Source organism: Leclercia sp. 1548, from assembly GCF_050435045.1.
In the GTDB taxonomy this organism is placed as follows: Bacteria; Pseudomonadota; Gammaproteobacteria; order Enterobacterales; family Enterobacteriaceae; genus Enterobacter; species Enterobacter adecarboxylatus.
Window position 1 is genome coordinate 124,250 of sequence record NZ_JBNDJP010000004.1, and the last position, 23,416, is coordinate 147,665.

At 58.0% G+C, this 23,416-nt stretch carries 23 protein-coding genes; 9 read left to right on the top strand and 14 right to left on the bottom strand.

Annotated elements, in window-relative coordinates; all coding sequences use genetic code 11:
* Positions 1–91: 91 nt before the first annotated feature.
* From ABIE02_RS13220 to ABIE02_RS13235, 4 genes are all read right to left on the bottom strand, one after another.
* Positions 92–1,636, bottom strand: coding sequence for a hypothetical protein (locus ABIE02_RS13220; protein WP_059307337.1), 1,545 nt, complete (start codon positions 1,634–1,636; stop codon positions 92–94).
* Positions 1,637–1,647: 11 nt separating this feature from the next.
* Positions 1,648–3,063 carry a DUF1116 domain-containing protein gene (locus ABIE02_RS13225; protein ID WP_336995054.1) on the bottom strand — a complete coding sequence of 472 codons (1,416 nt, stop codon included), beginning with the start codon at positions 3,061–3,063 and terminating at the stop codon, positions 1,648–1,650.
* A complete protein-coding gene (gene fdrA, locus ABIE02_RS13230; protein WP_032613472.1) occupies positions 3,063–4,604 on the bottom strand; it encodes an acyl-CoA synthetase FdrA in 1,542 nt (513 codons plus the stop codon). The genes ABIE02_RS13225 and fdrA overlap by 1 nt, the downstream gene beginning before the upstream one ends.
* 105 nt (positions 4,605–4,709) lie before the next feature.
* Positions 4,710–5,315 carry an ankyrin repeat domain-containing protein gene (locus tag ABIE02_RS13235; protein WP_032613474.1) on the bottom strand — a complete coding sequence of 202 codons (606 nt, stop codon included), beginning with the start codon at positions 5,313–5,315 and terminating at the stop codon, positions 4,710–4,712.
* A gap of 319 nt (positions 5,316–5,634) precedes the next feature.
* Here ABIE02_RS13235 and ABIE02_RS13240 point away from each other — a divergent pair, with 319 nt between their 5' ends.
* The gene (locus tag ABIE02_RS13240) at positions 5,635–6,564 is read left to right on the top strand and encodes a LysR substrate-binding domain-containing protein (protein ID WP_336995055.1); all 930 of its coding nucleotides are present in this window, start codon (positions 5,635–5,637) and stop codon (positions 6,562–6,564) included.
* Here ABIE02_RS13240 and ABIE02_RS13245 read toward each other — a convergent pair.
* Entirely contained in the window at positions 6,561–6,719 is a 159-nt protein-coding gene (locus ABIE02_RS13245) for a YqaE/Pmp3 family membrane protein (RefSeq protein WP_032613478.1), read from the bottom strand. The two genes, ABIE02_RS13240 and ABIE02_RS13245, sit on opposite strands and share 4 nt — an antisense overlap.
* A gap of 222 nt (positions 6,720–6,941) precedes the next feature.
* On the opposite strand from ABIE02_RS13245, the gene ABIE02_RS13250 reads away from it, so the two are divergent.
* Positions 6,942–7,121, top strand: a complete 180-nt coding sequence (locus ABIE02_RS13250; protein ID WP_059307334.1) for a hypothetical protein — start codon at positions 6,942–6,944, stop codon at positions 7,119–7,121.
* A 43-nt stretch (positions 7,122–7,164) separates the two neighbouring features.
* Here the strand turns inward: ABIE02_RS13250 and stpA are convergent, their stop codons facing one another.
* A complete protein-coding gene (gene stpA, locus ABIE02_RS13255) occupies positions 7,165–7,569 on the bottom strand; it encodes a DNA-binding protein StpA (RefSeq protein ID WP_032613482.1) in 405 nt (134 codons plus the stop codon).
* Positions 7,570–8,195: 626 nt separating this feature from the next.
* On the opposite strand from stpA, the gene alaE reads away from it, so the two are divergent.
* Positions 8,196–8,645: an L-alanine exporter AlaE gene (gene alaE / locus ABIE02_RS13260; protein WP_032613484.1), complete on the top strand. Its 450-nt coding sequence runs from the start codon at positions 8,196–8,198 to the stop codon at positions 8,643–8,645.
* Positions 8,646–8,678: 33 nt separating this feature from the next.
* Here the strand turns inward: alaE and ABIE02_RS13265 are convergent, their stop codons facing one another.
* Positions 8,679–9,023 (bottom strand): DUF2002 family protein, encoded by a 345-nt coding sequence (locus ABIE02_RS13265; protein WP_032613486.1) that lies wholly within the window; start codon positions 9,021–9,023, stop codon positions 8,679–8,681.
* 160 nt (positions 9,024–9,183) lie between these two features.
* Between ABIE02_RS13265 and ABIE02_RS13270 the strand changes: the two genes are divergently transcribed.
* The 6 genes from ABIE02_RS13270 to ABIE02_RS13295 all read left to right on the top strand — a co-directional run bounded on the left by ABIE02_RS13270 (position 9,184) and on the right by ABIE02_RS13295 (position 14,192).
* A complete protein-coding gene (locus tag ABIE02_RS13270; protein WP_032613488.1) occupies positions 9,184–9,510 on the top strand; it encodes a DUF883 family protein in 327 nt (108 codons plus the stop codon).
* A 227-nt stretch (positions 9,511–9,737) separates the two neighbouring features.
* Positions 9,738–9,998 carry a glutaredoxin-like protein NrdH gene (nrdH, locus tag ABIE02_RS13275; protein ID WP_071886424.1) on the top strand — a complete coding sequence of 87 codons (261 nt, stop codon included), beginning with the start codon at positions 9,738–9,740 and terminating at the stop codon, positions 9,996–9,998.
* A complete protein-coding gene (gene nrdI, locus ABIE02_RS13280) occupies positions 9,995–10,405 on the top strand; it encodes a class Ib ribonucleoside-diphosphate reductase assembly flavoprotein NrdI (protein WP_077226180.1) in 411 nt (136 codons plus the stop codon). Before nrdH ends, nrdI begins: the two co-directional genes overlap by 4 nt.
* Positions 10,378–12,522, top strand: a complete 2,145-nt coding sequence (gene nrdE / locus ABIE02_RS13285; protein WP_336995056.1) for a class 1b ribonucleoside-diphosphate reductase subunit alpha — start codon at positions 10,378–10,380, stop codon at positions 12,520–12,522. The genes nrdI and nrdE overlap by 28 nt, the downstream gene beginning before the upstream one ends.
* 9 nt (positions 12,523–12,531) lie before the next feature.
* Positions 12,532–13,491, top strand: coding sequence for a class 1b ribonucleoside-diphosphate reductase subunit beta (gene nrdF, locus ABIE02_RS13290; protein WP_117386739.1), 960 nt, complete (start codon positions 12,532–12,534; stop codon positions 13,489–13,491).
* Positions 13,492–13,571: 80 nt separating this feature from the next.
* A complete protein-coding gene (locus tag ABIE02_RS13295) occupies positions 13,572–14,192 on the top strand; it encodes a LysE family translocator (protein WP_103792524.1) in 621 nt (206 codons plus the stop codon).
* A gap of 189 nt (positions 14,193–14,381) precedes the next feature.
* Here the strand turns inward: ABIE02_RS13295 and cspE are convergent, their stop codons facing one another.
* The 7 genes from cspE to hydN form a co-directional block, all read right to left on the bottom strand.
* A complete protein-coding gene (gene cspE / locus ABIE02_RS13300) occupies positions 14,382–14,594 on the bottom strand; it encodes a transcription antiterminator/RNA stability regulator CspE (protein WP_032613504.1) in 213 nt (70 codons plus the stop codon).
* 278 nt (positions 14,595–14,872) lie between these two features.
* Entirely contained in the window at positions 14,873–15,037 is a 165-nt protein-coding gene (locus tag ABIE02_RS13305) for a hypothetical protein (RefSeq protein WP_336995057.1), read from the bottom strand.
* Positions 15,037–17,184 (bottom strand): formate dehydrogenase subunit alpha, encoded by a 2,148-nt coding sequence (fdhF, locus tag ABIE02_RS13310; protein WP_103792525.1) that lies wholly within the window; start codon positions 17,182–17,184, stop codon positions 15,037–15,039. The genes ABIE02_RS13305 and fdhF (ABIE02_RS13310) overlap by 1 nt, the downstream gene beginning before the upstream one ends.
* Before the next feature lie 169 nt (positions 17,185–17,353).
* Positions 17,354–18,373, bottom strand: coding sequence for a HoxN/HupN/NixA family nickel/cobalt transporter (locus tag ABIE02_RS13315; protein ID WP_336995058.1), 1,020 nt, complete (start codon positions 18,371–18,373; stop codon positions 17,354–17,356).
* 14 nt (positions 18,374–18,387) lie between these two features.
* Positions 18,388–20,613 carry a carbamoyltransferase HypF gene (gene hypF / locus ABIE02_RS13320; protein ID WP_336995059.1) on the bottom strand — a complete coding sequence of 742 codons (2,226 nt, stop codon included), beginning with the start codon at positions 20,611–20,613 and terminating at the stop codon, positions 18,388–18,390.
* Between the two features lie 3 nt (positions 20,614–20,616).
* On the bottom strand, positions 20,617–22,767 hold the full coding sequence (gene fdhF / locus ABIE02_RS13325; RefSeq protein ID WP_336995060.1) for a formate dehydrogenase subunit alpha: 2,151 nt from the start codon (positions 22,765–22,767) through the stop codon (positions 20,617–20,619).
* A 39-nt stretch (positions 22,768–22,806) separates the two neighbouring features.
* Complete coding sequence (gene hydN, locus ABIE02_RS13330; protein ID WP_032613517.1) at positions 22,807–23,352, bottom strand: electron transport protein HydN; 546 nt, start codon at positions 23,350–23,352, stop codon at positions 22,807–22,809.
* Between the last annotated feature and the right edge of the window lie 64 nt (positions 23,353–23,416).

The following is a 23,416-nucleotide window of genomic DNA, read 5'->3' on the forward strand; positions in this document are numbered from 1 at the left end:
GGGCCCCTCACCCCTGCCCTCTCCCCCTAGGGGAGAGGGTGTAATCGTTCCCTCTCCCCTATGGGGAGAGGGTTAGGGTGAGGGGTCGCTCTTAAGCTTCAGAAACCGGTGCCGCCGCGCTCGCCGCTTCCCGGCTATCCAGCACATGCTTCACCACAAACATGCCGCTCATCATCAGATAGGCCAGCACGAAGGTCAGCGAACTGCCCTCGGCGAAGCCGACCACCGGGGCGTGGATCACCCCGAACAGGGCCAGCAGCGCACCGACGGCGGCAGCAACGGCACCGCGCAGCGGTTTATTGATGATGGCGAAGATGGCGATACAGCCCCACAGCATGCTGGCGAGGGGGGCACCGTTGCCAAGGTGCATCAGCCCTTCGTAGTAAATCCCTTTGCTGTGCAGCACGTCGGTGCCGATTTTCGCCGCGTTGGTGCCCGCCGCCCCCATCACGCTGTTCATCATGGTCAGCGCCCAGTTGGCGATCCACGGGAACAGGCAGATGAAGATAACGGGCACCTCCACTTTGGGCGTTTCCCTCACCACCTGGTTGGCGGTGACCACCCCGATAAAGACCAGAATCGGCACGATGGCGGTCATCGGGATGATGGCGAGCATAAAGGCCCCCAGCCCGAACAGCGGCACGATGAACATGGTCACGCCGGAGGCCAGCGTATAACCGATGCTCGCCCCCATCGCTTTCCAGCCCGCGTGGCCGACGTAGACCGTTACCGGGAACGGGTTACCCATCAGGCAGCCCAGCATGGAGGCCAGACCGTTGGCCAGCATCACCTTGCGGGTCGGGTACTCATCCCCTGCCGCGTGGGCGCTCTCAATGTTTTCCAGGTCAAAGATGTAGTTCGCCAGCCCCAGTGGAACCGCCGACGCCAGATACGGCAGCGCGTGCGGCAGCCCCTGCATAAAGCTGTCGATATGCACTTCCGGCGGGTTGAAGCCGAAGGAGGACATTGAGGCCTTGATCGCCTCCGGGCTTTGCAGGCCGGAGATCCACGCCAGTGCCGTACCGGCGATCAGCAGAAGCAGACCGGTGGGGATGCGGGCGAAGATCGGCTTTTTGCCAAACCAGTTGATGAAGATCAGCAGCAGCACGATGAATGACACAGTCGGCGCTTCGAACGCCTGCAGCATCGGGTTCATCGCCAGGAGCAGCAACCCTAAACCAGACAGGCACGACAGCAGCACGGTACGGGGGATCATCTTGCGGATGGTTTCACCCAGGAAGGAACCGCCCGCGAGGATCATCGCCTCCACGAAGCACCACACCAGGCCGATCTGGATGGCGAAATCGGCATCGCCGGTCTGCTGATAGACCGGCATCAGCACCAGAAAGGTGACGGTGAAAATCGACGGGGCGCTCGGCCCCGACGGCAGTGCGGTCACGTCGTTACGCCCGGTCTGGCGCGCCATCTGCAGACCAAACCACGCATAACAGACGCTCGCCACCAGTACCGCCAGCCCGAAGGCTGGCGCAATACGGCCATAAACAATCTCTTTCGGGATGCCGACGACAAAAATGAGCAGCCCCATCATGGTCAGCAGGTTCGTCAGGTTGTTGGTCATCAACCCGAAGTACGCCGCCCAGTCACCTCTTTTCCACTCCAGTTTCATGCTTTTCATGGATGCTTACCTTATAGGATGTAGCGATCGCGGAAGGTCAACAGCGCCTTTTCAAAACAGCTAAACGGCGGGTGAACGATGCCCGCCCCAATCATGCCGATCCCGGCGTCTTTATGGGCGATGGCGGTGTTGATCACCGGCAGAATGCCGCTGGCGGCCACGCGGGTGATGTCGATCGCCGTCGGAATGCCCATAAACGAGAGCAGCGGGATGGTGACATTCGGGTTTTCGCCGAGGGTGATCTCACGCATCTGGCGCGAGAAGTCGATGGCTTCTTCGACCGTGCCGCCTACCAGGGCAACAATCGCCGGGGCCGTCGCCATCGCAAAGCCGCCGATGCCGTAGGTTTCGGTAATCGCGCTGTCGCCGATATCTAACCCGGAGTCTTCCGGTTTGTAGCCCGCAAACATCGGGCCAATCACCTGCTGCGCCGGGCCGGTGAACCACTGCCCCGGCAGGCCGGAGATGCGCAGGCCAAACTCGTAGCCGTTGCGCGCCATGGTGGTGACCACGGTGCTGTACTCGATGCCGTGGGCGGCATCCAGCGCGGCTTTGCACATCGCCATCCACGTCGGGCCGGAGAAGTAGTCGCTGCTGGCGACAAACTCAAACACCTCGCGCTGCTGCTCCACCGGATAACCGGCCTGAATCAGACCCGGCGTCAGCGCCTGAATCAGCAGCGTGGTGCCGGCGTTGTTGCGGTTGTGGCACTCGTCGCCCATGTGCAGGGCCTGAGCCAGCATTAAACGCAGGTCGATTTCGCCGATGATCTTCATGGCATCACGCAGCATCGGGCCGAGCACGTCGCGCATCCAGTTCAGGCGGTCGATCACGCTCTGGTCGTTGGCACCCATGCGCAGGATCTTCGCCATCTGCTCGCTGAGGTTGGTGAAGGCGCGGTTGCCGTAGGTTTTGTTCTCGACGATGTGCATAAACATCGACGCGGAGGTGACGCCCGCCATCGAGCCCACGCAGTCGTGTTCGTGGCACGGCGAGAAGGTGATCTCCCCCGACGCCGCCACGCGCTCTGCGTCTTCGATATCTTTCGCCAGCCCTTCAAACACCAGCGCCCCGGTAACTGCCCCTTTCATCGCCCCGCACATGTTTTCCCATGAGACGGGCGGACCGGCGTGCAGGATGGTGGTGCGGGTCATGCCGGGCACCACGTTGATCGCCTGGTCATAACCCACCAGCACCGGGTGGGACTGAATAATGCGTTCAAGGGCGATGTTGTTGGCGGCGGCAATTTTGTCGGCCAGGGTTTTCTCCGCCAGTTGATCCAGGGCATCAACCACCTGCATATTGCCCTGCCCCGGTGGGGTCCAGTCGAGTTGGGTGACCGGAACGTGCTGCTTTTTCAGGTCGTCGCTGAACATGGCGATGCCGACGTTAATGACGTTCAGCGGCTGGTTAAATAAGGTGGTCATCAGGCTTTCTCCCCTTTGCAGACAAATTCACGTGCCAGTAATCCAGTGTTGGTACTGCTGCTGGCCCAGATCACCCCCGCATCGGTCAGTAGCTGGCACTGTTGGGTCAACGACGGGGTATCCTGGTCGGTGCCGAGCACGTAGCCCAGGATCTCAAGCGGCCGGTTGTCGGCACGGGCGATCGCCTGCGCCTCTTTGATCGCCTCGATCATCACCCCCACCGGATCGTCATGCGCGCCGAAGCCGAGCACGAAGTCCATCACGATCACCCCCACTTCGGGATCGCGCGCCTCCTGCAGCAGGCGGCTGATACGGTTGGTCGGGTCGATCATCGGGTGCGGCTTGCCGTTGGTGAAGTCATCATCACCAAAGTCGAGGAAGGTGTGCGCCTGGCTGACGTTAATATCCGCCAGACGTTTAGCCGGATCGGGCTGAATGTTGCTGTACACGTCGTCGTATTTTTCCAGCGCGGCGAACATCGCTTCGTCGCACAGGGTGCCGCCGCAGAACAGGCCGCGAATGTACTTCTGCTGCGGGGTCAGACGGGCGCGCACCTCTTCGATCAGCGGCCAGTTGAGCGGGTGCAGATCGAGCGATTCTTGTTTAATGCCGGTGAGCAGAACGGCTTTCAGCGCCGCGTCTTTGGTGCCGCGGGCGAACTGCAGGCCGTTTTCATCGGCAGGCGGTTCATTGCGGCCGAGGAAACAGGCGATGACAGGCTTACGACAGGCGCGGGCGCGGGCCAGCACTTTTTCGGCTACCGCAGGCGCAGGGGGTTTTGAGATCAGAACGATGACTTGCGTGGCGTCGTCGGCTTCCAGCATTGCGATGGCATCAAGCATCATCAGACCGCCGATTTTTTCACTCAGATCGCGACCGCCGGTGCCGATCAGCTGGGAGATACCGCCGCCGAATTCGTGGATGCGCACGCTCAGCTCCTGGCTGCCGGTGCCGGACGCGCCGACGATGCCAATGGTTCCGCGACGCACCGCGTTGGCAAAGCACAGCCCTGCGCCGTTAATGATGGCAGTGCCGCAGTCCGGCCCCATCATCAACAGCCCTTTTTCGTGGGCCAGCTGCTTGAGCGCCAGCTCGTCGTCGAGTGAGACGTTATCCGAGAACAGCATGACGTTAAGGTTGTTCTCCAGTGCCTGGCGCGCTTCGCGGGCGGCAAAGGTGCCGTTGACGGAGATCACCGCCAGGTTGGCGTCCGGGCGATGTGTTTTGGCGCTGGCGAGGGTGGCATAGCGCGCTTCGTGGCTACCCGCTTGCTCTTTACGGGCGAACAGGGCTTCGATGGCGGCCAGGGTGTCGTCGTTGGCGGCCTCACCTTTAATCACGATCATCAGATCGCCGTTTTTAGCGTCCTCTAATTCCGGCGTCAGCAGGCCGAGATTTTTTAGGACACCTTTATTCATTTCGGTGGCCATGGCGACAAAGGCCTGCTCGACACCGGGCAATTTATTCGCTTTGGTAGAAACCGACATCAGCGAAACAGAATCAAAATACGTATTCTTTTTTATCACGATTTTGGTGGGCATTACGTCCTCCTGAATGCGGGCAAAAGGGGGCCACATCAGGCCCGAAGGCATGATGGAAAAGGCTATTTTTTTTTCAGGCCAGCCTGAAACGGCTGGCCGGGGGTATTACGCGCCGGCGGCGATCAGCAGTTCGGCAATCTCGCTGAAGCCTTTTTCCCGCGCCAGTTCGAGGGGGGATTTGCCGTATTTATCGGTCATGTGCGGGTTGGCGCCGTGGTCGAGCAGCAGCTTGACGATCGCCTGCTGGCGGGGGCCGCCGTCATTCAGGACGATGGCTTCGAGCAGCGGGGTCCAGCCCACGAAGTTGGTATGGTTGACGTTGATGTCGGTGTGGGCCAGCAGCTCCTGGACCACTTCCAGATGGCCTTTCTCGCTGGCCGGGGTGATCCCCACGCCGCCGAAGCGCGTAAGACGATCGAGATCCGGGTTGGCTGGCAGCACCAGGCGCAGCAGAGTGAGATCGTTTGTCAGGCAACTGATCAGGAACGGGTTGAAACAGGTCTGATCCTGCTGGTCGATATTCGCCCCGGCGGCAATCAGTAATTCCACGCAGGGATAATGTTTATTCAGGCTGGCAATAATAATGGCGGTTCGTTTCTGACGGTTGGTGGCATTAATATCCACCCCTTTTTCCAGACAGGCTTTTAATGCTTCGGCATTCCCCTGTTCGGCAGCGAGCAGAAATTCGGTAACGAGTTCATTGCTGGACATATCCACACTCCTGATTTTCCTTTCTGATGGAGTGAGCATAGCAACGGCCTGGTCAGAAAAGAATCCGCTTAAAAATGATTCATCGACAGCGAATTCATTGTTGAGTTAAATTTAACAGTCCGGTCAAAATGTGCGTCTGTGCAACCTTTTCCTTATGTTTTACCGCTTTTTAAGCCCTTAAGCTGCATTCTTCTTATGTTTACGCAGCCCTTGCGCTGTGCGGCTCGCAGCAAATGTCCAGAACTGTGACCGGCGTCAAATGAGTTGTAACCGCGTTGTTAAAATATGTTCAAAACTGATGGGTGCCAGGAGCCATGATATGAATTCCATCTTTACCGAAGAGAACCTGCTGGCCTTCACCACCGCGGCGCGATTTGGCAGCTTTAGCAAATCCGCGGCCGAGCTGGGGGTCACCACCTCGGCCATCAGCTACACCATTAAACGTATGGAGACCGGCCTCGATGTGGTGCTGTTTGTGCGCAATACCCGCAGCATCGAGCTGACCGAATCGGGGTTCTACTTCTACCGCAAAGCCATAGACCTTCTGAATGATTTCCACGCCATCAAGCGCGGGATCGACACGATTTCCCAGGGGATTGAGACGCGGGTGCGGATCTGCATCAACCAGCTGCTCTATACCCCGCGCCACACCGCACGCTTATTGCAGGTGCTGAAAAAGCAGTTCCCGACCTGCCAGATCACGGTGACCACCGAGGTGTATAACGGCGTCTGGGATTCGATCATCAATAATCAGGCGAATATCGCCATCGGTGCCCCGGATACCTTGCTCGACGGAGGCGGGATCGATTACACCGAAATCGGCGCGATCCGCTGGGTGTTTGCCATCGCCCCGGAACACCCGCTGGCGCTGGCGCCCGAGCCGCTGGCGGAGAGCCAGCTGCGGCTGTACCCCAACATCATGGTCGAAGACACGGCGCATACCATTAATAAAAAAGTGGGCTGGCTGCTGCACGGCCAGGAGGCGATCCTGGTCCCGGATTTTAATACCAAGTGTCAGTGCCAGATCCTCGGGGAAGGGATTGGTTTTTTACCAGAACATATGGCCAGAGAGGCGGTGGAGGCGGGGCTACTGGTCACGCGGCGAATCAACAACCCGCGTCAGGACTCGCGCATGCTGCTCGCCACGCAGCATGCGGCTACCGGTCAGGTCACCCGCTGGATCAAACAGCAGTTTGCCCCCCAGGGGGTGTTGACCGGGATCTACAGCGATTTACTGTGGCGAACTTAGCTGCGGCTCTGCACCCAGAACGCATGAATAAGGCCAGGAATGTAGCCCAGCAGCGTCAGGATGATGTTCAGGATAAACGCCCAGCCAAAGCCTTTGCCCAGCAGTACGCCAAGGGGCGGTAAAATGATGGTAATTACGATACGCCAGAAACCCATAAATTCTCCATGCAAGCAGTCAGGTCATTGTATAAAAAGAGGTTTTAACTCTAAGCGTAGTGAGTCTACGCACAGCTGCCAGCCTTCGCGTGCAGTTTTACCCTCTTTTACCCTCTTTACACAGGTTTAGGCTGGCGATTTAGGAGTATTCCGCGCGTGGCGCTGTACCGCGGCCTGCGCCTGGGCTACTGTTAGGGACGAAACTATCATGAGGAGATAACTATGTTTTCTGTTGGCGATTATGTACAACCGCGTATGGGTGGTCCAAAGCTGAAAGTGATCGAAGTACACGACGATCAGATTGTGGCAGTACAGGCGAGTAACGAAGAAGGGGAAAAATATACCCTGAAGGCAGCGGACGTATCGCTGTATAAAGAAGATGGCGATTTTGGCGTCTGCTAAACAGACGCGACCGGGCGGCGTTAATCCGCCCGGTGGGTACGGATTAAATCAGGAAATCATCCAGTGATTTTCCTTCCGCCAGGGCAAGGGTAATCGGCTTCGGCGTACGACCCTGACCGGTCCAGGTTTTCACCTGACCATCGGTATCCGTAAAGCGATATTTTGCCGCACGCGCCTGGCGCTTCTTAGGCTGGGCCGGGGTGTTCAACAGGTTGGAACCCAGCAGGTCTTCTGCCGAAATACCGTCAGCTTTCATCTTCTCCAGCAGAGCGTTAATTTTCTGATTCTGCTCAGCGCGCTGCTGTTCAACTTCAGCCTGTTCATTACGCTTTTCTTCGGTGACGATGCGGAGCTTTTCGAGCATATCTTCCAGCACGTCCAGCGAGAATTCACGCGCCGTGGCGCGCAGAGTACGAATATTATTAAGATTCTGTAACAGCGAAGTCATATAAAATGAAAACCTTTTAAGTCGATAAAATAAGCAATAGCGGTCATGGTAATTCATTTGTTTATGAACATCCAGACGACAGTGCAGGAAAATATAATTTATCTCAAATTAAATGAAACAAAGAAATATAAAGTACGACCCCTTACTTTTTGTATGATTTATTCTTATAACCGGTTTAAGGTTTATTTAACTCCTGACCTTTTCCAGGGCTATTGCCCATTCAATTATTTTGATGGTATATCGAATATTCATTCATTCCTGCTGCATAAAGCAAAAATTCCTATTCCGCTATCTTTTGCTTCTCAACCGCAAACTCACAACATAACCCGCCAGCAAAGCGCAGCGTTATCACGTCGGAACACAGCTCATGCCAGAGGCTGAAATATAAAAATATAAGCCCTTGTTTATAGTGAAAAAAATAAAAGACCGAAGAGAAAATGCCGCCGCGCTCACAAAACCGGTTCGTTTAGAGCATTTTCCCGACAAAACGTCTTTAAATAAAAATTTATCGCTAATTGTAGGTTTTAATGCAGAGAGATACGCTATACACGAAAAATAAAGTAACCTAAAGCACTAGCCTGTCCCGCTTTAGCCTCTCTGATATACGACCCTGAAGGAGTCAGAACATGTTCTCTCGGCAGTCTCGCCTGCGTCACGCGGTAGCGGATACCTTTGCCATGGTGGTCTACTGTTCGGTGGTGAACATGCTGATTGAAATATTCCTCTCTGGAATGACCTTCGAGCAGTCGCTTTCCTCCCGTCTGGTAGCCGTCCCGGTGAATATCTTAATTGCATGGCCGTACGGTTTCTATCGTGATGCGGTGATGCGTTTTGCCCGGCGCTACTCCCCTACCGGCTGGATGAAAAATCTGGCGGACGTCGTTGCGTATGTCACTTTTCAGTCGCCCGTTTATGTCGCGATTTTGTTAACGGTGGGAGCCGACTGGCACCAGATCGCCGCGGCGGTAAGTTCAAATATCGTGGTATCGATGATGATGGGTGCGGTGTACGGCTATTTCCTCGATTACTGCCGACGTCTGTTCAAAGTCAGCCAGTATCATCAGGTCAAAGCGTAAGGCACGGCGACTGGCGAAAAGCCAGTCGCGTCGTTATTGCGAGTCGCCAAACAGGCCTTTCAGAAAACGTTCCAGCGCCATGCGGGAACTGAAGCCATGCGGAATACCATAATGTTCCTGGTTATTGCCCCCTAAATAGAGCGGGAACTGCTCATAATGGTCGCTGGTTTTCATCTCTGAGGCAGGCTCCGCAAAGGAAAGACTTCTCTCTTTCAGCGTGGGATGAATGATCAGCGCCGTGCGCCCCATACGTGCTTCGCGGTTCACATAAACATAATTATCGCCACGACGGTACCCGTATGCTTTTTGGGTTACCACATCCACGGTAAATCCCGCTTTTTCAAGTTCGCGCGCAACCTCATCCGGTCGTAAATACATATTCTTTCCTCATTATCATTCCTGCCCGGCAACCTTACCGTATTCAGCAATAGCAGTGCTTTCAGAAAAATCCATAAACGGCCTGATAAGCCGTGACCGGCTTCAGATATTAAAAAGGTGGTCTAAACTGTTAATTACCGCAAATTCAAGGGAGAAGCATATGTTTAACCGTTCAAACCGAAACGATGTTGATGACGATGTTCAGGATATCCATAACGATGTCAGGAAATTAGCGGATTCGCTGGAGAGCGTTTTGAAATCCTGGGGATCAGATGCGAAGGGCGAAGCGGATGACGCCAGACGTAAAGCCAAATCGCTGCTGCGTGAAACCCGTGCGCGTCTGCAGGGTCGCTCCACCGGCAAGCAGGCCGCCTGTGATGCCATCGGCTGCGCTAACACCTTTATTCGTGAACGTCCGATGTGTGCAGTAGGTACTGTCGCCGCGGTGGGGATCTTTATCGGTGCGCTGCTGGCTCTGCGCAAATAATCCCCGATTCCGTTCTATCGTCTTCGCCCCCATGCCCTCTGGTGTGGGGGTTTTTCTTTTTTAACCCCTGCGCGCGCCCTCTCCCGCTGAACGCATCCCCGGCAGTAAAATCCCGCATATTTTCCCATATCTTGTATGGTTGAAACTTATAGCAACTACATCTAGTATTTCCTTTAGTAAGAGAGACTCACGGTGACGCAGCAACTGGCGTCGGAATCCCATTCTAGATGGAAATACGAATCATGCGCATTATTATTTACACTCGAGCCGACTGCGTGCAGTGCCATGCCACCAAACGCGCGATGGAGAGCCGCGGCCTGGTCTTCGAGCAGGTGTTTGTTGACCAGGTTCCTGATGCGGCAGAGAGCCTTCGTGCCCAGGGGTTCCGCCAGCTGCCGGTGGTTATCGCCGGTGATACCCGGTGGTCGGGCTTCCGCCCGGACATGATTAACCGCCTGCCGCAGCCGGCACAGGCCGCCCGGGCATGAGCCTTCTCGTCTACTTCTCCAGCAGCTCGGAGAACACGCACCGCTTTATCGAGCGCGTGGGGCTGCCCGCCGTGCGGATCCCCCTGAACGAGCGGGAGCGGATCCAGGTAGACGAGCCTTTTATTCTGGTGGTGCCCAGCTACGGCGGGGGCGGAACGGCCGGGGCGGTGCCGCGTCAGGCGATCCGCTTTCTCAACGATCCGCACAACCGGGCGCTTATCCGCGGCGTGATTGCCGCTGGCAACCGTAATTTCGGTGAGGCATTCGGCCGCGCCGGGGATGTCATCTCACAAAAATGCGGCGTGCCGTACCTCTATCGCTTCGAGCTGATGGGGACGCAGCAGGACGTCGATAACGTGCGTAAAGGAGTGAACGAATTTTGGCAACGACAACCGCAGAGCGCGTAATGCAGCGATCAACCGATTTCCATGCGCTGAACGCCATGCTCAACCTGTACGATCGGGACGGGAAGATCCAGTTCAGCAAAGATCATGAGGCGGTGGACGCCTTTTTTAACGCCCACGTCTACCCCAACACCATGACCTTTTCCAGCCCGCAGGCGCGTCTCGATTATCTGGTCAGCGAGAGTTACTACGATCCGAAGGTCCTGTCGCGCTTCGATCCTGCCTTTGTGCTGGCGCTGTTTGCCCATGCTCACGCCAGCGGTTTTCGTTTCAAGACGTTCCTCGGCGCGTGGAAGTTTTACACCAGCTACACGCTAAAAACCTTCGACGGCAAGCAGTACCTTGAGCACTTTGAAGATCGGGTAGTGATGGTAGCCCTGACCCTCGCCCAGGGGGATGAAAACCTGGCCCGCCAGCTCACCGACGAGATGCTGGCAGGCCGTTTTCAGCCCGCGACACCCACCTTCCTCAACTGCGGAAAAGCCCAGCGCGGGGAGTTGGTCTCCTGCTTCCTGCTGCGCATTGAAGACAATATGGAGTCGATTGGCCGCGCGGTAAACTCGGCGTTGCAGCTCTCCAAACGCGGCGGCGGCGTAGCGTTTTTGCTTTCGAACCTGCGGGAAGCCGGGGCACCCATCAAGCGCATTGAGAACCAGTCTTCCGGGGTGATCCCGGTCATGAAAATGCTGGAAGATGCGTTCTCCTACGCCAACCAGCTAGGCGCGCGCCAGGGGGCCGGAGCGGTCTATCTGCATGCCCATCACCCGGATATTCTGCGTTTCCTGGATACCAAACGCGAAAACGCCGACGAAAAAATTCGCATTAAAACCCTGTCGCTGGGGGTGGTGATCCCGGATATCACCTTCCGGCTGGCGAAGGAGAACGCCGACATGGCGCTGTTCTCCCCCTATGACGTGGAGCGCCTCTACGGTAAGCCGTTTGGTGATGTGGCGGTTAGCGAGCTGTACGACGACCTGGTGGCAGACGCGCGCGTTCGCAAGACCTGGATGAATGCCCGCGACTTCTTCCAGCGGCTGGCGGAGATCCAGTTTGAGTCCGGCTATCCGTACATCATGTTTGAAGACACCGTTAATCGCGCTAATCCGATTGCCGGGCGCATCAACATGAGCAACCTGTGCTCGGAGATTTTGCAGGTTAACAGCGCCTCAACCTATGACGAGGATCTGGATTACACCCGGACCGGGCACGATATCTCCTGCAATCTGGGTTCGCTGAACATTGCCCATACCATGGACTCCCCCGACTTTGGCCGCACCGTCGAAACCGCGGTGCGCGGCCTGTCGGCGGTATCGGATATGAGCCACATCCGCAGCGTGCCGTCGGTAGAAGCCGGGAATGCCGCCTCGCACGCGATCGGCCTCGGGCAGATGAACCTGCACGGCTATCTGGCGCGGGAGGGGATCGCCTACGGCAGCCCGGAAGGGCTGGATTTCACCAACCTCTATTTCTACACCATCACCTGGCACGCCCTGCGTACCTCGATGATGCTGGCGCGCGAACACCGTCAGCGTTTCGCGGGCTTTGAACAGTCGCGCTATGCCAGCGGCGAGTATTTTAATCAGTATCTGGAAAACGACTGGCAGCCGAAAACGGAGAAAGTGCGCGACCTGTTTGCCCGCGCTGGCGTTACCCTGCCGACGCGCGAGATGTGGCAGCAGTTGCGTGACGACGTGATGCAGTACGGCATTTACAACCAGAACTTACAGGCGGTGCCGCCGACCGGCTCTATCTCCTACATCAACCATGCGACCTCGAGCATTCACCCTATCGTCTCGAAAATTGAGATCCGCAAAGAGGGCAAAACCGGGCGCGTCTACTACCCTGCCCCGTTTATGACCAACGACAACCTGGCCCTGTATCAGGATGCCTACGAGATTGGCCCGGAAAAAATTATCGATACCTATGCCGAGGCGACAAAGCACGTCGATCAGGGGCTGTCGCTGACGCTGTTCTTCCCCGATACCGCCACCACCCGCGACATCAACAAAGCGCAGATTTATGCGTGGAAGAAAGGGATCAAGACCCTGTACTACATTCGCCTGCGCCAGCTTGCGCTGGAAGGCACCGAAACAGAAGGCTGCGTGTCCTGCGCGCTGTAAGGAGAGAGGATGAAACTGTCACGGGTACAGGCCATTAACTGGAACAACATCGAAGATGACAAAGATCTGGAGGTGTGGAACCGCCTGACCAGCAACTTCTGGCTGCCAGAAAAGGTGCCCCTGTCTAATGACGTGCAGGCATGGGCCACGCTGACCCACGCCGAGCAGCAGCTTACCATTCGCGTCTTTACCGGCCTGACGCTGCTCGACACGGTGCAGAACACCGTGGGTGCGCCGGCCCTGATCGCCGATGCGCTGACGCCGCACGAAGAGGCGGTGATGTCGAACATCAGCTTTATGGAGGCGGTGCATGCCCGCTCCTACAGCTCGATCTTTTCGACCCTCTGTCAGACCAAAGACGTGGATGCCGCCTACCGCTGGAGCGAAGAGAGCGAGGCGTTGCAGCGCAAAGCCCAGCGGGTGCTGGAACATTATCGCGCTGATGAACCATTAAAGAAGAAGATCGCCAGCGTGTTTCTGGAGTCGTTCCTCTTCTATTCCGGCTTCTGGCTGCCGATGTACTGGTCGAGCCGCGGCAAGTTGACCAACACCGCGGATCTGATTCGGCTCATCATCCGCGACGAAGCGGTACACGGGTACTACATTGGCTATAAGTACCAGAAAGGGCTGGAGAAAGTGAGCGAGGCCGAGCGCGAGGCGTTAAAAAACTTTGCGCTGGATCTGCTGATGGATCTCTATGACAACGAACTGGCCTATACCGACGAGCTGTATGCCGGAACGGGCTGGGAAGAGGATGTGAAGGCGTTCCTCTGCTACAACGCCAACAAGGCGCTGATGAACCTGGGCTACGAGGCGCTGTTCCCACCGGAGATGGCCGAAGTGAACCCGGCGATCCTCGCGGCGCTGTCACCCAATGCCGACGAAAACCATGACTTCTTTTCGGGGTCGGGGTCGTCGTATGTGATGGGAAAAGCGGTCGAAACCGAGGATGAGGACTGGAATTTTTAAGGTCCATCCTGAATCTGGCTTAGCGAGATGTTGATCGAATGTAAATAAGTGACTAACATCCGTCCTTTCGGATAAAGAAAATGTCTGTCACCGATTCACTTCTCGCTTTCTCCTTCGCCGCCTTACTGCTGACGCTTACCCCCGGTCTTGATACCGCCCTTATCCTTCGAACGGCCTGCGCCGAAGGGGGAAAGAAAGCATTTCAGGCGGCGCTCGGCATTGATGCCGGCTGTTTCATCTGGGGGGCGCTTGTCGCACTCGGGGTGGGTGCGCTGCTGGCCTGGTCCGAACTGGCGTATACCCTTCTTAAAATCTGCGGCGCGGCTTACCTGAGCTGGCTGGGCTTACAGCTGCTGATGCGCCCCCGATCGTCATTCACTCAGAACGATGAAACGCCCGCTTCCCGAAGCAACTGGTTTGTAAAGGGGATGCTGGGGAACGTACTTAATCCAAAAATGGGCATTTTTTACGTCTCGTTTTTACCGCAGTTCATCCCGGCCGGGCATTCGCCTTTCATCTGGACATTTATTCTGGTCAGCATTCATGTGCTGATCGGCACCCTGTGGTCGGTGACGCTGATCCTGTCCACACAGCTGGCATCCGGCCTCCTGAAAAAAAAGCGCGTCATCATGGCGATGGATCGGGCCACCGGCGGGCTCTTTTTATGCTTTGCCGCCAGGCTGGCTTTCAGCAATCGGTGAGGCAATGCCGTCCGGTTTAAACGTAGCGATTTATTTATTACGCCCGGCAAAAATAAACGCAGCGCGGCCAGGCTAAATTCAGGCAATAAAAAACCCGCTCAGGGCGGGTTTATTTTTTATCAGTAGAGATTAACTGCTCAGGCTATTACCTTCATCGCTATCGTAATAACTACTGATAATTAACGCAGATTACAGAACTGTGACGTTTCCGGCAGCAGGACCTTTAGCGCCATTTTCAATGGTGAAGGAGATTTTCTGTCCTTCATCCAGAGTTTTGAAGCTGTCGCTCTGAATCGCAGAGAAATGTACGAAGACATCTTTGCTGCCGTCATCAGGGGTGATAAAGCCAAAACCTTTATCTGCGTTAAACCATTTTACTAAACCAGTCATTTTATTAGACATAGATAATTCCTTAATTATGAGCCACTTAATCGCGGCAGTGATGGCCTGTATTGAGAGAGTGTCTTACCTGGCACTTAGGAGGAGACTCATGAAGAAGGGTATCTGTGGATAACACCTGAAATGAGGACTGCTTTACTAAAACTGCTTTCGTAAGGTCTGTTTTCCAAACCGATGGCGCTATTAAGACACAGAAAAATTAGCTAAGCAATGTTTATATTATTTATTTTACCCATTCAAACACCCGGATGGCTGAACGGCTGATAAACGCCTTCGTTATTTTATTTTTCCTGACATTCGTATTGCTTAAATATATTCTCGGCTAAAAAATGCGTTGTCTCTTTTTTAAATTTAATGTGGCCCACAATCAGTGAGATATCTTTTTTTCCTGGCGGCAAAAGCAAAAAAAAGCAGCCCCGAAAGGCTGCTTTTGCAGGGTCTGGCATTACCCTCTTGCCAGCTCCTTCAGGTGCTTTTTCAGCCTGTGATATTCATCAATCACGTACTGCTCGGCACCCTGCTGGTCGGCAATCGGCTCCACGCGCACGGCACAATACTTATACTCCGGCGTTTTGGTAATCGGGCTGAGGTTCTCCGTCACCAGCTCGTTACAGGCCCCAATCCACCACTGGTAGGTCATGTACACCGCGCCGATATTCGGGCGATCGCTCACCTGCGCGCGGGTAATGACTTTGCCTTTGCGCGACGTGACCCACACCAGGGCTTCGTCCTCAATGCCGAGGCGCTTCGCGTCGGCGGTATTGATCTGCGCATAGCCCGGTTCGTCGGCCAGCGCCGCCAGCGCGGCACAGTTGCCGGTCATCGAGCGGCACGAGTAGTGACCGACCTCACGCACCGTCGAGAGCACCAGCGGGTACTCCTCGGTGAGCTTGTCGATCGGTGCCACCCAGTCACAGGTATAGAGTTGCCCCAGCCCGTTCGGGGTGGAGAATTCTTTTTCGAACAGGTAATCCGTCCCCTGATCGGCCTCTGACTCGTCGCGGCACGGCCACTGGATGTAGCCCAACTCGCCCATCTTCTCGTAAGTGGCACCCAGGAAATCCGGGCACAGATGACGGAGTTCATCCCAGATCTGCTGGGTGTTGTCATAGTGCATCGGATAGCCCATCCGGGTGGCGATCTCGCTGATGATCTGCCAGTCGGTTTTCAGGTCCCACTTCGGCTCTACCGCTTTAAAGAAGCGCTGGAAACCGCGGTCGGCGGCGGTGTAAACCCCTTCGTGCTCACCCCAGGAGGTGGACGGCAGGATCACATCGGCGGCGGCGGCAGTCTTGGTCATAAAGATATCCTGCACAATGACCAGCTCCAGCTCTTCAAAGGCTTTCCGCACCGCAGACAGCTCGGCGTCCGTCTGGAGTGGATCTTCCCCCATGATGTACGCGGCACGCACTTCGCCGTGAGCGACCCGGTGAGGCAGCTCGCTGATGCGATAGCCGGTATGGGCAGGCAGAGACGCCACGCCCCAGGCTTTGGCGAATTTGGCCCGGTTCTCCGGGTTGTTGATGTACTGATAGCCCGGATAGGTATCCGGCAGCGCACCCATGTCGCACGCGCCCTGCACGTTGTTCTGACCGCGCACCGGGTTAACCCCTGCATACGGCTTGCCGAGGTTGCCCGTGAGCAGTGCCAGGCTGGTCAGGGAACGCACGGTTTCCACGCCCTGGTAGAACTGGGTCACGCCCATGCCCCACAGAATGGCGGCGTTTTCCGCCGCGGCGTACATTCTTGCCGCCTGACGGATCTCCTGGGCGCTCACCCCGGTGATGGCTTCCACCGATTCCGGCGTATAGCCTTCGACGATTTTGCGATACTCCTCGAAGCCTTCAGTACGCGCCGCCACAAACGCCCGGTCGTACAGCTGTTCTTCAATGATCACATGCCCCATCGCGTTGAGCAGCGCGATGTTGGAGCCGTTTTTCAACGCCAGGTGCATATCGGCAATGCGCGCGGTTTCAATTTTGCGCGGATCGCAGACGATAATCTTCGCCCCGTTGCGTTTGGCTTTGATCACCCGGTTCGCCACGATGGGGTGCGAATCCGCCGGGTTATAGCCAAAAATAAAGACCATATCGGCTTTTTCTATACCGACAATGGAGTTACTCATTGCGCCGTTACCGACCGACTGGTGCAGACCTGCAACCGATGGGCCGTGTCAGACGCGCGCGCAGCAGTCGACGTTGTTCGTGCCGACTGCCGCGCGGGCAAATTTTTGCATGATGTAGTTGGTTTCGTTGCCGGTGCCGCGCGATGACCCGGTGGTCATGATTGCATCCGGGCCGTGTGCGGCTTTGATCGCGTTGAGTTTAGTGGCAACGTAATCCAGCGCTTCGTCCCAGGAGACGGCTTCCAGCTTGCCGCCGCGCTCGCGACGGATCATCGGCGATTTCAGGCGCGGGGTCAGGATTTGCGTATCGTTGATAAAATCCCAGCCGTAATACCCTTTCAGGCAGAGATCGCCCTGGTTGGTCTTACCCTGTGCTGCTTCAGCCTTGACGACTTTGCCGTTATTGACCACCAGGTTGATTTTGCAACCCGATGCGCAATAGGGGCAAACCGTGACGACTTTCTTCATCGGTAGTTGCTCCGTTAGTAATATGTCCTCAGCGGTATGCATGAAGTGTGCCAGCAAGCAGTTATAAGTTAACCCACTGAAAAAGAAGAGAAATAACGGAGGGAGAATGCGGTGCGCTGTCCATTCGTCAAAAATGCCATGACGAACGGACAGCGATGACGAGCAGCGCCTAGCGAACCACCAGCGCGTCGTAGCCTTTGAAGCGGTAGTTAATCAGCGAGGCGATCCAGCAGACGATAAACAGCCCGACCACGATAAACCCGGCGTTGCCCAGATTGTCGTTCAGCGCTGCCACGCTATTCCACAGCCCGCCCGTCAGGCCAAACTTATCGGCCAGCAGGCCCAGCGCTTCCAGCCCGCCGATAAACAGCGCCACCACCACCGACGTGCCGGTGATGGTGATGTTGTAATAGAGCTTGCGCTGCGGCTTATTGAAGGCCCAGCCATAGGCACCCACCATAATCAGGTTGTCGAGGGTATCAATCAGCGCCATGCCGCTGGTAAACAGCAGCGGGAACACCATGATCGCCCACACCGACATCCCGCTGGAGGCACCGGCTGCGGAGATCCCCAGCACGCCGATCTCCGTGGCGGTATCAAAGCCCAGACCAAACAGAAAGCCCACCAGATACATATGCCAGCTGCGGGTCACCAGGCGGAACGCCGAGCGGAACAGCCAGTTCATCACCCCGCCGTGGGCAAAGGAGACCGCTTCCGGCACCTTCTCACCGCGCTTCATTTTATTAAAGCTGCCCCAGACATCGCGCAGGATCACCAGGTTCACCAGCGCCATCGCCAGCAGGAAAAAGGCCGACACCGCCGTGCCGATCATGCCGCCGGTTTCGTGGAACCATTCCATATTGCGGCTGAAGGCCGTGGCGGTCGCCGCGATGGCGATGGAGGCCAGCACCACAATGGTGGAGTGACCCAGCGAGAACCAGGCCCCAATGCCACACGGGCGTTTGCCCTGCTGCATCATCTTGCGGGTAACGTTATCGATGGCGGCGATGTGGTCGGCATCCACCGCATGACGCAGGCCGTAGCACCAGGCCAGCAGGCTGGCCGCCATCAGCGACGGGGTGTTGTGAAAGATGTAAAACGCCGTCCCCCAGGCGACAACATTGGTGGCGATCAAAGCCAGCATCAGCGCCATGGCTTTAGGGTGGTTATTGAAGTATTTGATAAACATCGTGATATCCCGATTTAAGAAAAAGACGCGGCAGCGATCACCGCCTGTCCAAATGCAATCGCGCCGTCTCCGGCGGGCAGCCGCCCGGGAAACAGCACGGTAAAATCGCTCAGCCAGAAATGCAGGCGTTCCCGCAGGAGCCGGTTATGCAGGACCCCGCCGCTGCAAACGATAGTATTGAGGTTGCGCATCCAGGCATGCGACGCCGCCAGCGTTGCCAGCCCTTTTGCCAGCGCGTCGTGAAACGCCCAGGCGCGTTGTTCGGCACTGGCCTGCCAGCCCAGCCACTGTTGCCAGAACGTCGCCATATCCAGCTCGCCGTCGCGTACCGGCAACGTGACCGGATGGCTGACCGGCCCGCCACGGAGCGCCAGAGCCTCCAGCCGACAGGCGGCCTCCCCCTCGTAGCTAAGCTGCGCCGGGGCGCAACCTGTTGCGGCGGCCACGGCATCAAACAGCCGTCCGGTGGATGAGGCCGTTGGGCAATTCACCCCCCGCGCGATCGCCCGGGCCAGCGGCTGCCAGGGTTTATCCCGCAGCGCATCGGCCTCGGGCAGGGTCTGCCACTCGGGCACAAACGCCTGCCACTGGGCCAGCAGGTTGCGCCACGGCTGGCGCGCCGCCAGATCGCCGCCGGGCAGCGCCACCGCCGGCAGGCCGCCGAGCCGGTCACTGCGACGGTAGTTGACCCGCAGGCACTCCCCGCCCCACAGTGCGCCGTTTTCCCCCTGGCCGATACCGTCCAGCACCAGGGCGATCACATCCCCGCCGTCGCGCGGCCAGCCGTGTTCCGCCAGGCAGGCCGCGGCGTGGGCATGGTGATGCAGCACGCGATAGTGCGGATATGACATCTGCTCCCCCAGCAGGGTTGAGCGATAGCCGGGATGGGCATCGGTCACCACCCCCTCCGGGATAAACTGCCAGAGATCCTGCAACGCATTCAGGGCCTGCTGCCACTGGCCCAGCGCGTCGTCATCCCCCAGATCGCCCAGATGCTGGCTCAGGATCGCCTCCCCACCGCGCACCAGGCAGAAGGTGTTTTTCAGATCCGCCCCAAGACACAACAGCGACGGCACAGCGTCAAAACCGGGCGGCAATGGCAGCGCATCCGGGACAAAGCCCCGGGAGCGGCGCAGCATTTCCCCGCTGGCGCGCAGCACCGAGTCATCCATGCGCTGGACGATCTCGCGGTTATGCAGCAGCCAGCCGTCAGCAATGCCGGCCAGATCCTGTAATGCCCGGTCGTTGGTCAGCGCAGGCGGGCAGCCGTTCAGGTTGCCGGAGGTCATCACCAGCGGGCGATCCAGATCCTGCATCAACAGGTGCTGGAGCGGGTTCGCCGCCAGCATCACCCCCACCTCGTTCAGCCCCGGCGCGATGGCCTCGCAGCAGGCCAGGAGCCGCTTATCCACCAGCACAATCGGCGCGGCCGTTGAACGCAGCAGCGCCTGCGCCCCGGCGGGCAGGGCCTGGGCTAATCGCCCGGGAATCATCACCGCCAGCGGCTTCGCCGGACGCTGCTTGCGCTCGCGCAGGCGGTTGACCGCCTGCGCATCGCTGGCATCGCAGGCCAGATGAAAGCCGCCGAGGCCTTTTATCGCCACGATCCCGCCCTGCTTAAGCATCGCTTCCGCGGCCCGCAGGGCGTGGTCTTTCTCTTCCCGCGCTTCGCCGCACACCCAGCTAAGCTGCGGCCCGCAGTCCGGGCAGGCCACCGGCTGGGCGTGAAAGCGCCGGTCGGCCGGGTCGCGGTACTCCGCTTCGCAGGCCGGACACAGCGCAAACGCCGCCATGGTGGTGGCCGGGCGGTCGTAAGGCATCGCCCGGATAATGGTGAAGCGCGGCCCACAGTGGGTGCAGTTGATAAAGGGATAACGGTAGCGACGCTCGCGCGGATCGTTCATCTCGGCCAGACAGTGCGGACAGGTCGCGGCATCCGGCACCACCTGGGTGGTCATCTGCCCCTGCTGGCTCGGCAGAATGGTGAACGCCACCGGCAGCGGCGACCAGTGCCACGGCTGCTCGCTGATATCATCAATACGCGCCAGCGGCGGGCCACCGGCGGCCAGTTGGGTGATGAAGTCCTGCGTCTCACCGCTGAGACGCACCACCACGCCTGCCCCGTCGTTGCAGACGTCGCCCTTCAACCCCAGTTGCCGGGCCAGTTGCCAGACCCAGGGGCGGAACCCCACCCCCTGGACTTTGCCGCGAATGCGCAGCAGCGTGCCGTTTGTACACATGCGTTAACTCTCTACCGCCTCGCGCAGGCGTTGTTTCATGGCGCTGTAGGTGGTCTGGGCATAGTTTTCCGCCCAGGATTGATCGGCAATGGTATCGATCTTCACCGCGCAGTATTTGGTTTCGGGGGTTTTCGAGACCGGGTCGAGGTTGTCCTGGGTCAGCTCGTTGCAGGCCCCAATCCACCATTGATAGGTCATGTATACCGCCCCTTCATTGATGCGTTCGTTGACGTCGGCGCGGCTGATCACCTTCCCGCGGCGGGAGCTTACCCACACCAGCTGGCGATCGCGGATGCCGAGCTTTTCCGCATCCTGCGGGTTGATCTGCACAAAGCCCGGCTCATCGGCCAGGGTTTGCAGCGCCGCGCAGTTGCCGGTCATCGAACGGCAGGAGTAATGCCCCACCTCGCGCACGGTGCAGAGCACCAGCGGATAGTCGGCGTCCGGCATCTCTGCCGGTTTGCGCCACGGGGCGGCGAACAACTGCCCTTTGCCGCTCGGGGTGTCGAAGCGGTTGTCCGCGTAAAGCCACGGCGTGCCCGGATGATCGAGTGTCGGGCACGGCCACTGGATGTGTCCCATGTCGCCCATTTTTTCGTAGGTCACGCCGTAGAACAGCGGGCAGAGTTCGCGCATCTCGTCCCAGATCTGCTGGTTATCGCGGTACGCCATCGGGTAGCCCATCGCGGTGGCGATCAGGCTGATGATCTCCCAGTCGCGCTTGACGTTGCCCTTTGGCTCAACGGCTTTTTCAAAGCGCTGGAAACCCCGGTCGGCGCAGGTAAAGACCCCGCCGTGTTCGCCCCAGGAAGTGGCGGGCAGCAGCACATCTGCCGCCTCGGCGGTTTTGGTCATAAAGATGTCCTGCACCACCACGAAGTCGAGCGCGTCAAACCCTTTACGCACCAGGCCCAGATCGGCTTCGGTCTGGAGCGGATCTTCCCCCATGATGTAATAGGCTTTGACCTTGCCCTCCAGCGCAAGGTGCGGCACTTCGGTGATCCGCACGCCGACCTGGTCATCCATCAGGGCGGGATCGACTCCCCACGCCCGGGCGAATTTCTCGCGCACATGCGGGTCCGTCACGTTCTGATAGCCGGGGAACTGGTTGGGGATCACCCCCATGTCGCACGCGCCCTGCACGTTATTCTGCCCGCGCACCGGGCCGACGCCGCAGTGCTCGCGCCCGAGGTTGCCGGTGAGCAGCGCCAGGGTAGAAAGCCCTTTCACCACGTCAACCGCCTGCCCGAACTGGGTGACGCCCATCCCCCACATCACGGTAGCGGACGGCGCGGCGGCGTAGATGCGCATCGCCTCACGGATCTCCCGGGCGCTGACGCCGGTAATCTCCTCGACATTTTCCGGGGCGTACTCACTGACCGTTTCGCGCAGCACGTCCAGCCCCTCGGTGTAGCGGGCCACGTAGTCGGCGTTATAGAGGTTTTCGTCCAGCAGGGTGTAGATGAAGGCGTTCACCAGCGCCATGTTGCAGCCGTTGTGGATCTGCAGATGCCGGTCGGCAATGCGCGCAGTTTCGATTTTGCGCGGATCGCAGACGATCACCCGCGCGCCGTTCTGTTTCGCTTTGATCACCCGCCGGGCGACGATCGGATGCGAGTCGGCGCAGTTGTAGCCGAAGATCAGCAGGCATTTTGAGTTTTCGATATCGCTGATGGAGTTGCTCATCGCACCGTTGCCCAGCGTCTCCTGCAACCCGGCCACGCTCGGCCCGTGGCAGACGCGGGCGCAGCAGTCGACGTTGTTGGTGTTGAGCACCCCGCGGGCGAACTTCTGCATTACGTAGTTGGTTTCATTCCCGGTGCCGCGGGACGAGCCGGTGGTCATGATGGCGCGCGGGCCATAGTTGGCCTTGATTTCGCTCAGACGTCGGGCGGTATAGCGAATGGCCTCCTCCCAGGAGACCGGCACAAACTTGCCGCCTCTCTGGTAGCGGATCATCGGCTGGGTGAGGCGCGGCGTCAGCAGCCGGGTATCGTTGAGAAAATCCCAGCCGTAATAGCCTTTCAGACACAGCTGATTCTGGTTGGTGACGCCCTGCGCGCCTTCGGCACGAACAATTTTATTGTTATCAACGACAAGTTTTAATTTACAGCCCGCACCGCAGTACGGGCAGACGCTGGTGATTTTTTTCATCAGTAACAGACCTGCTAAAAGTGAAAAGAAGGCAGAGGCTTACAGCATCTGCGAGGAAAGTGTGTCCATCGCCGCACGGCGGCGTTTTTCCAGACTCAACTGCTCAAGCTTCTGCCTGTCGATACAGACGATGGCATTGGTCGGGCAGGCCTGAATGCAGGCGGGGCCGTCCGGCTGGTGGTAGCAGAGGTCGCACTTGTTGGCCTCGGCCTTTTCCGACATCACATTCAGCCCGGCGCCGATGCTGCGCACAACCGGACGCAGCACCACTTCCATCGCGCCGTACGGGCAGGCCACCACGCAGGTTTTGCACCCGATGCAGCGCTCCTGGTGGACGTGAACAAAATCGTTATCGCGGGTGATCGCCCCGTTCGGGCAGACGCTGGCGCAAGGGGCGTCTTCACACTGGCGGCACATGGTGGCCGTGGAGACGTTGACGCCTTTAATGACATGAATGCGCGGCAGGAAGTTCTGCGGGGTCAGCGAGGCGCAGTCCTGAGTGTCGTGGTGCGACACCACGCAAGCCACTTCACAGGTACGACAGCCGATGCATTTGCTGGCATCGGCGATGATGAAACGGTTCATCCTTAATCTCCGGGAATGATGGTTAGCTTGCCGGAGGTATGCATGAATCGGGCCAGAAATTAAT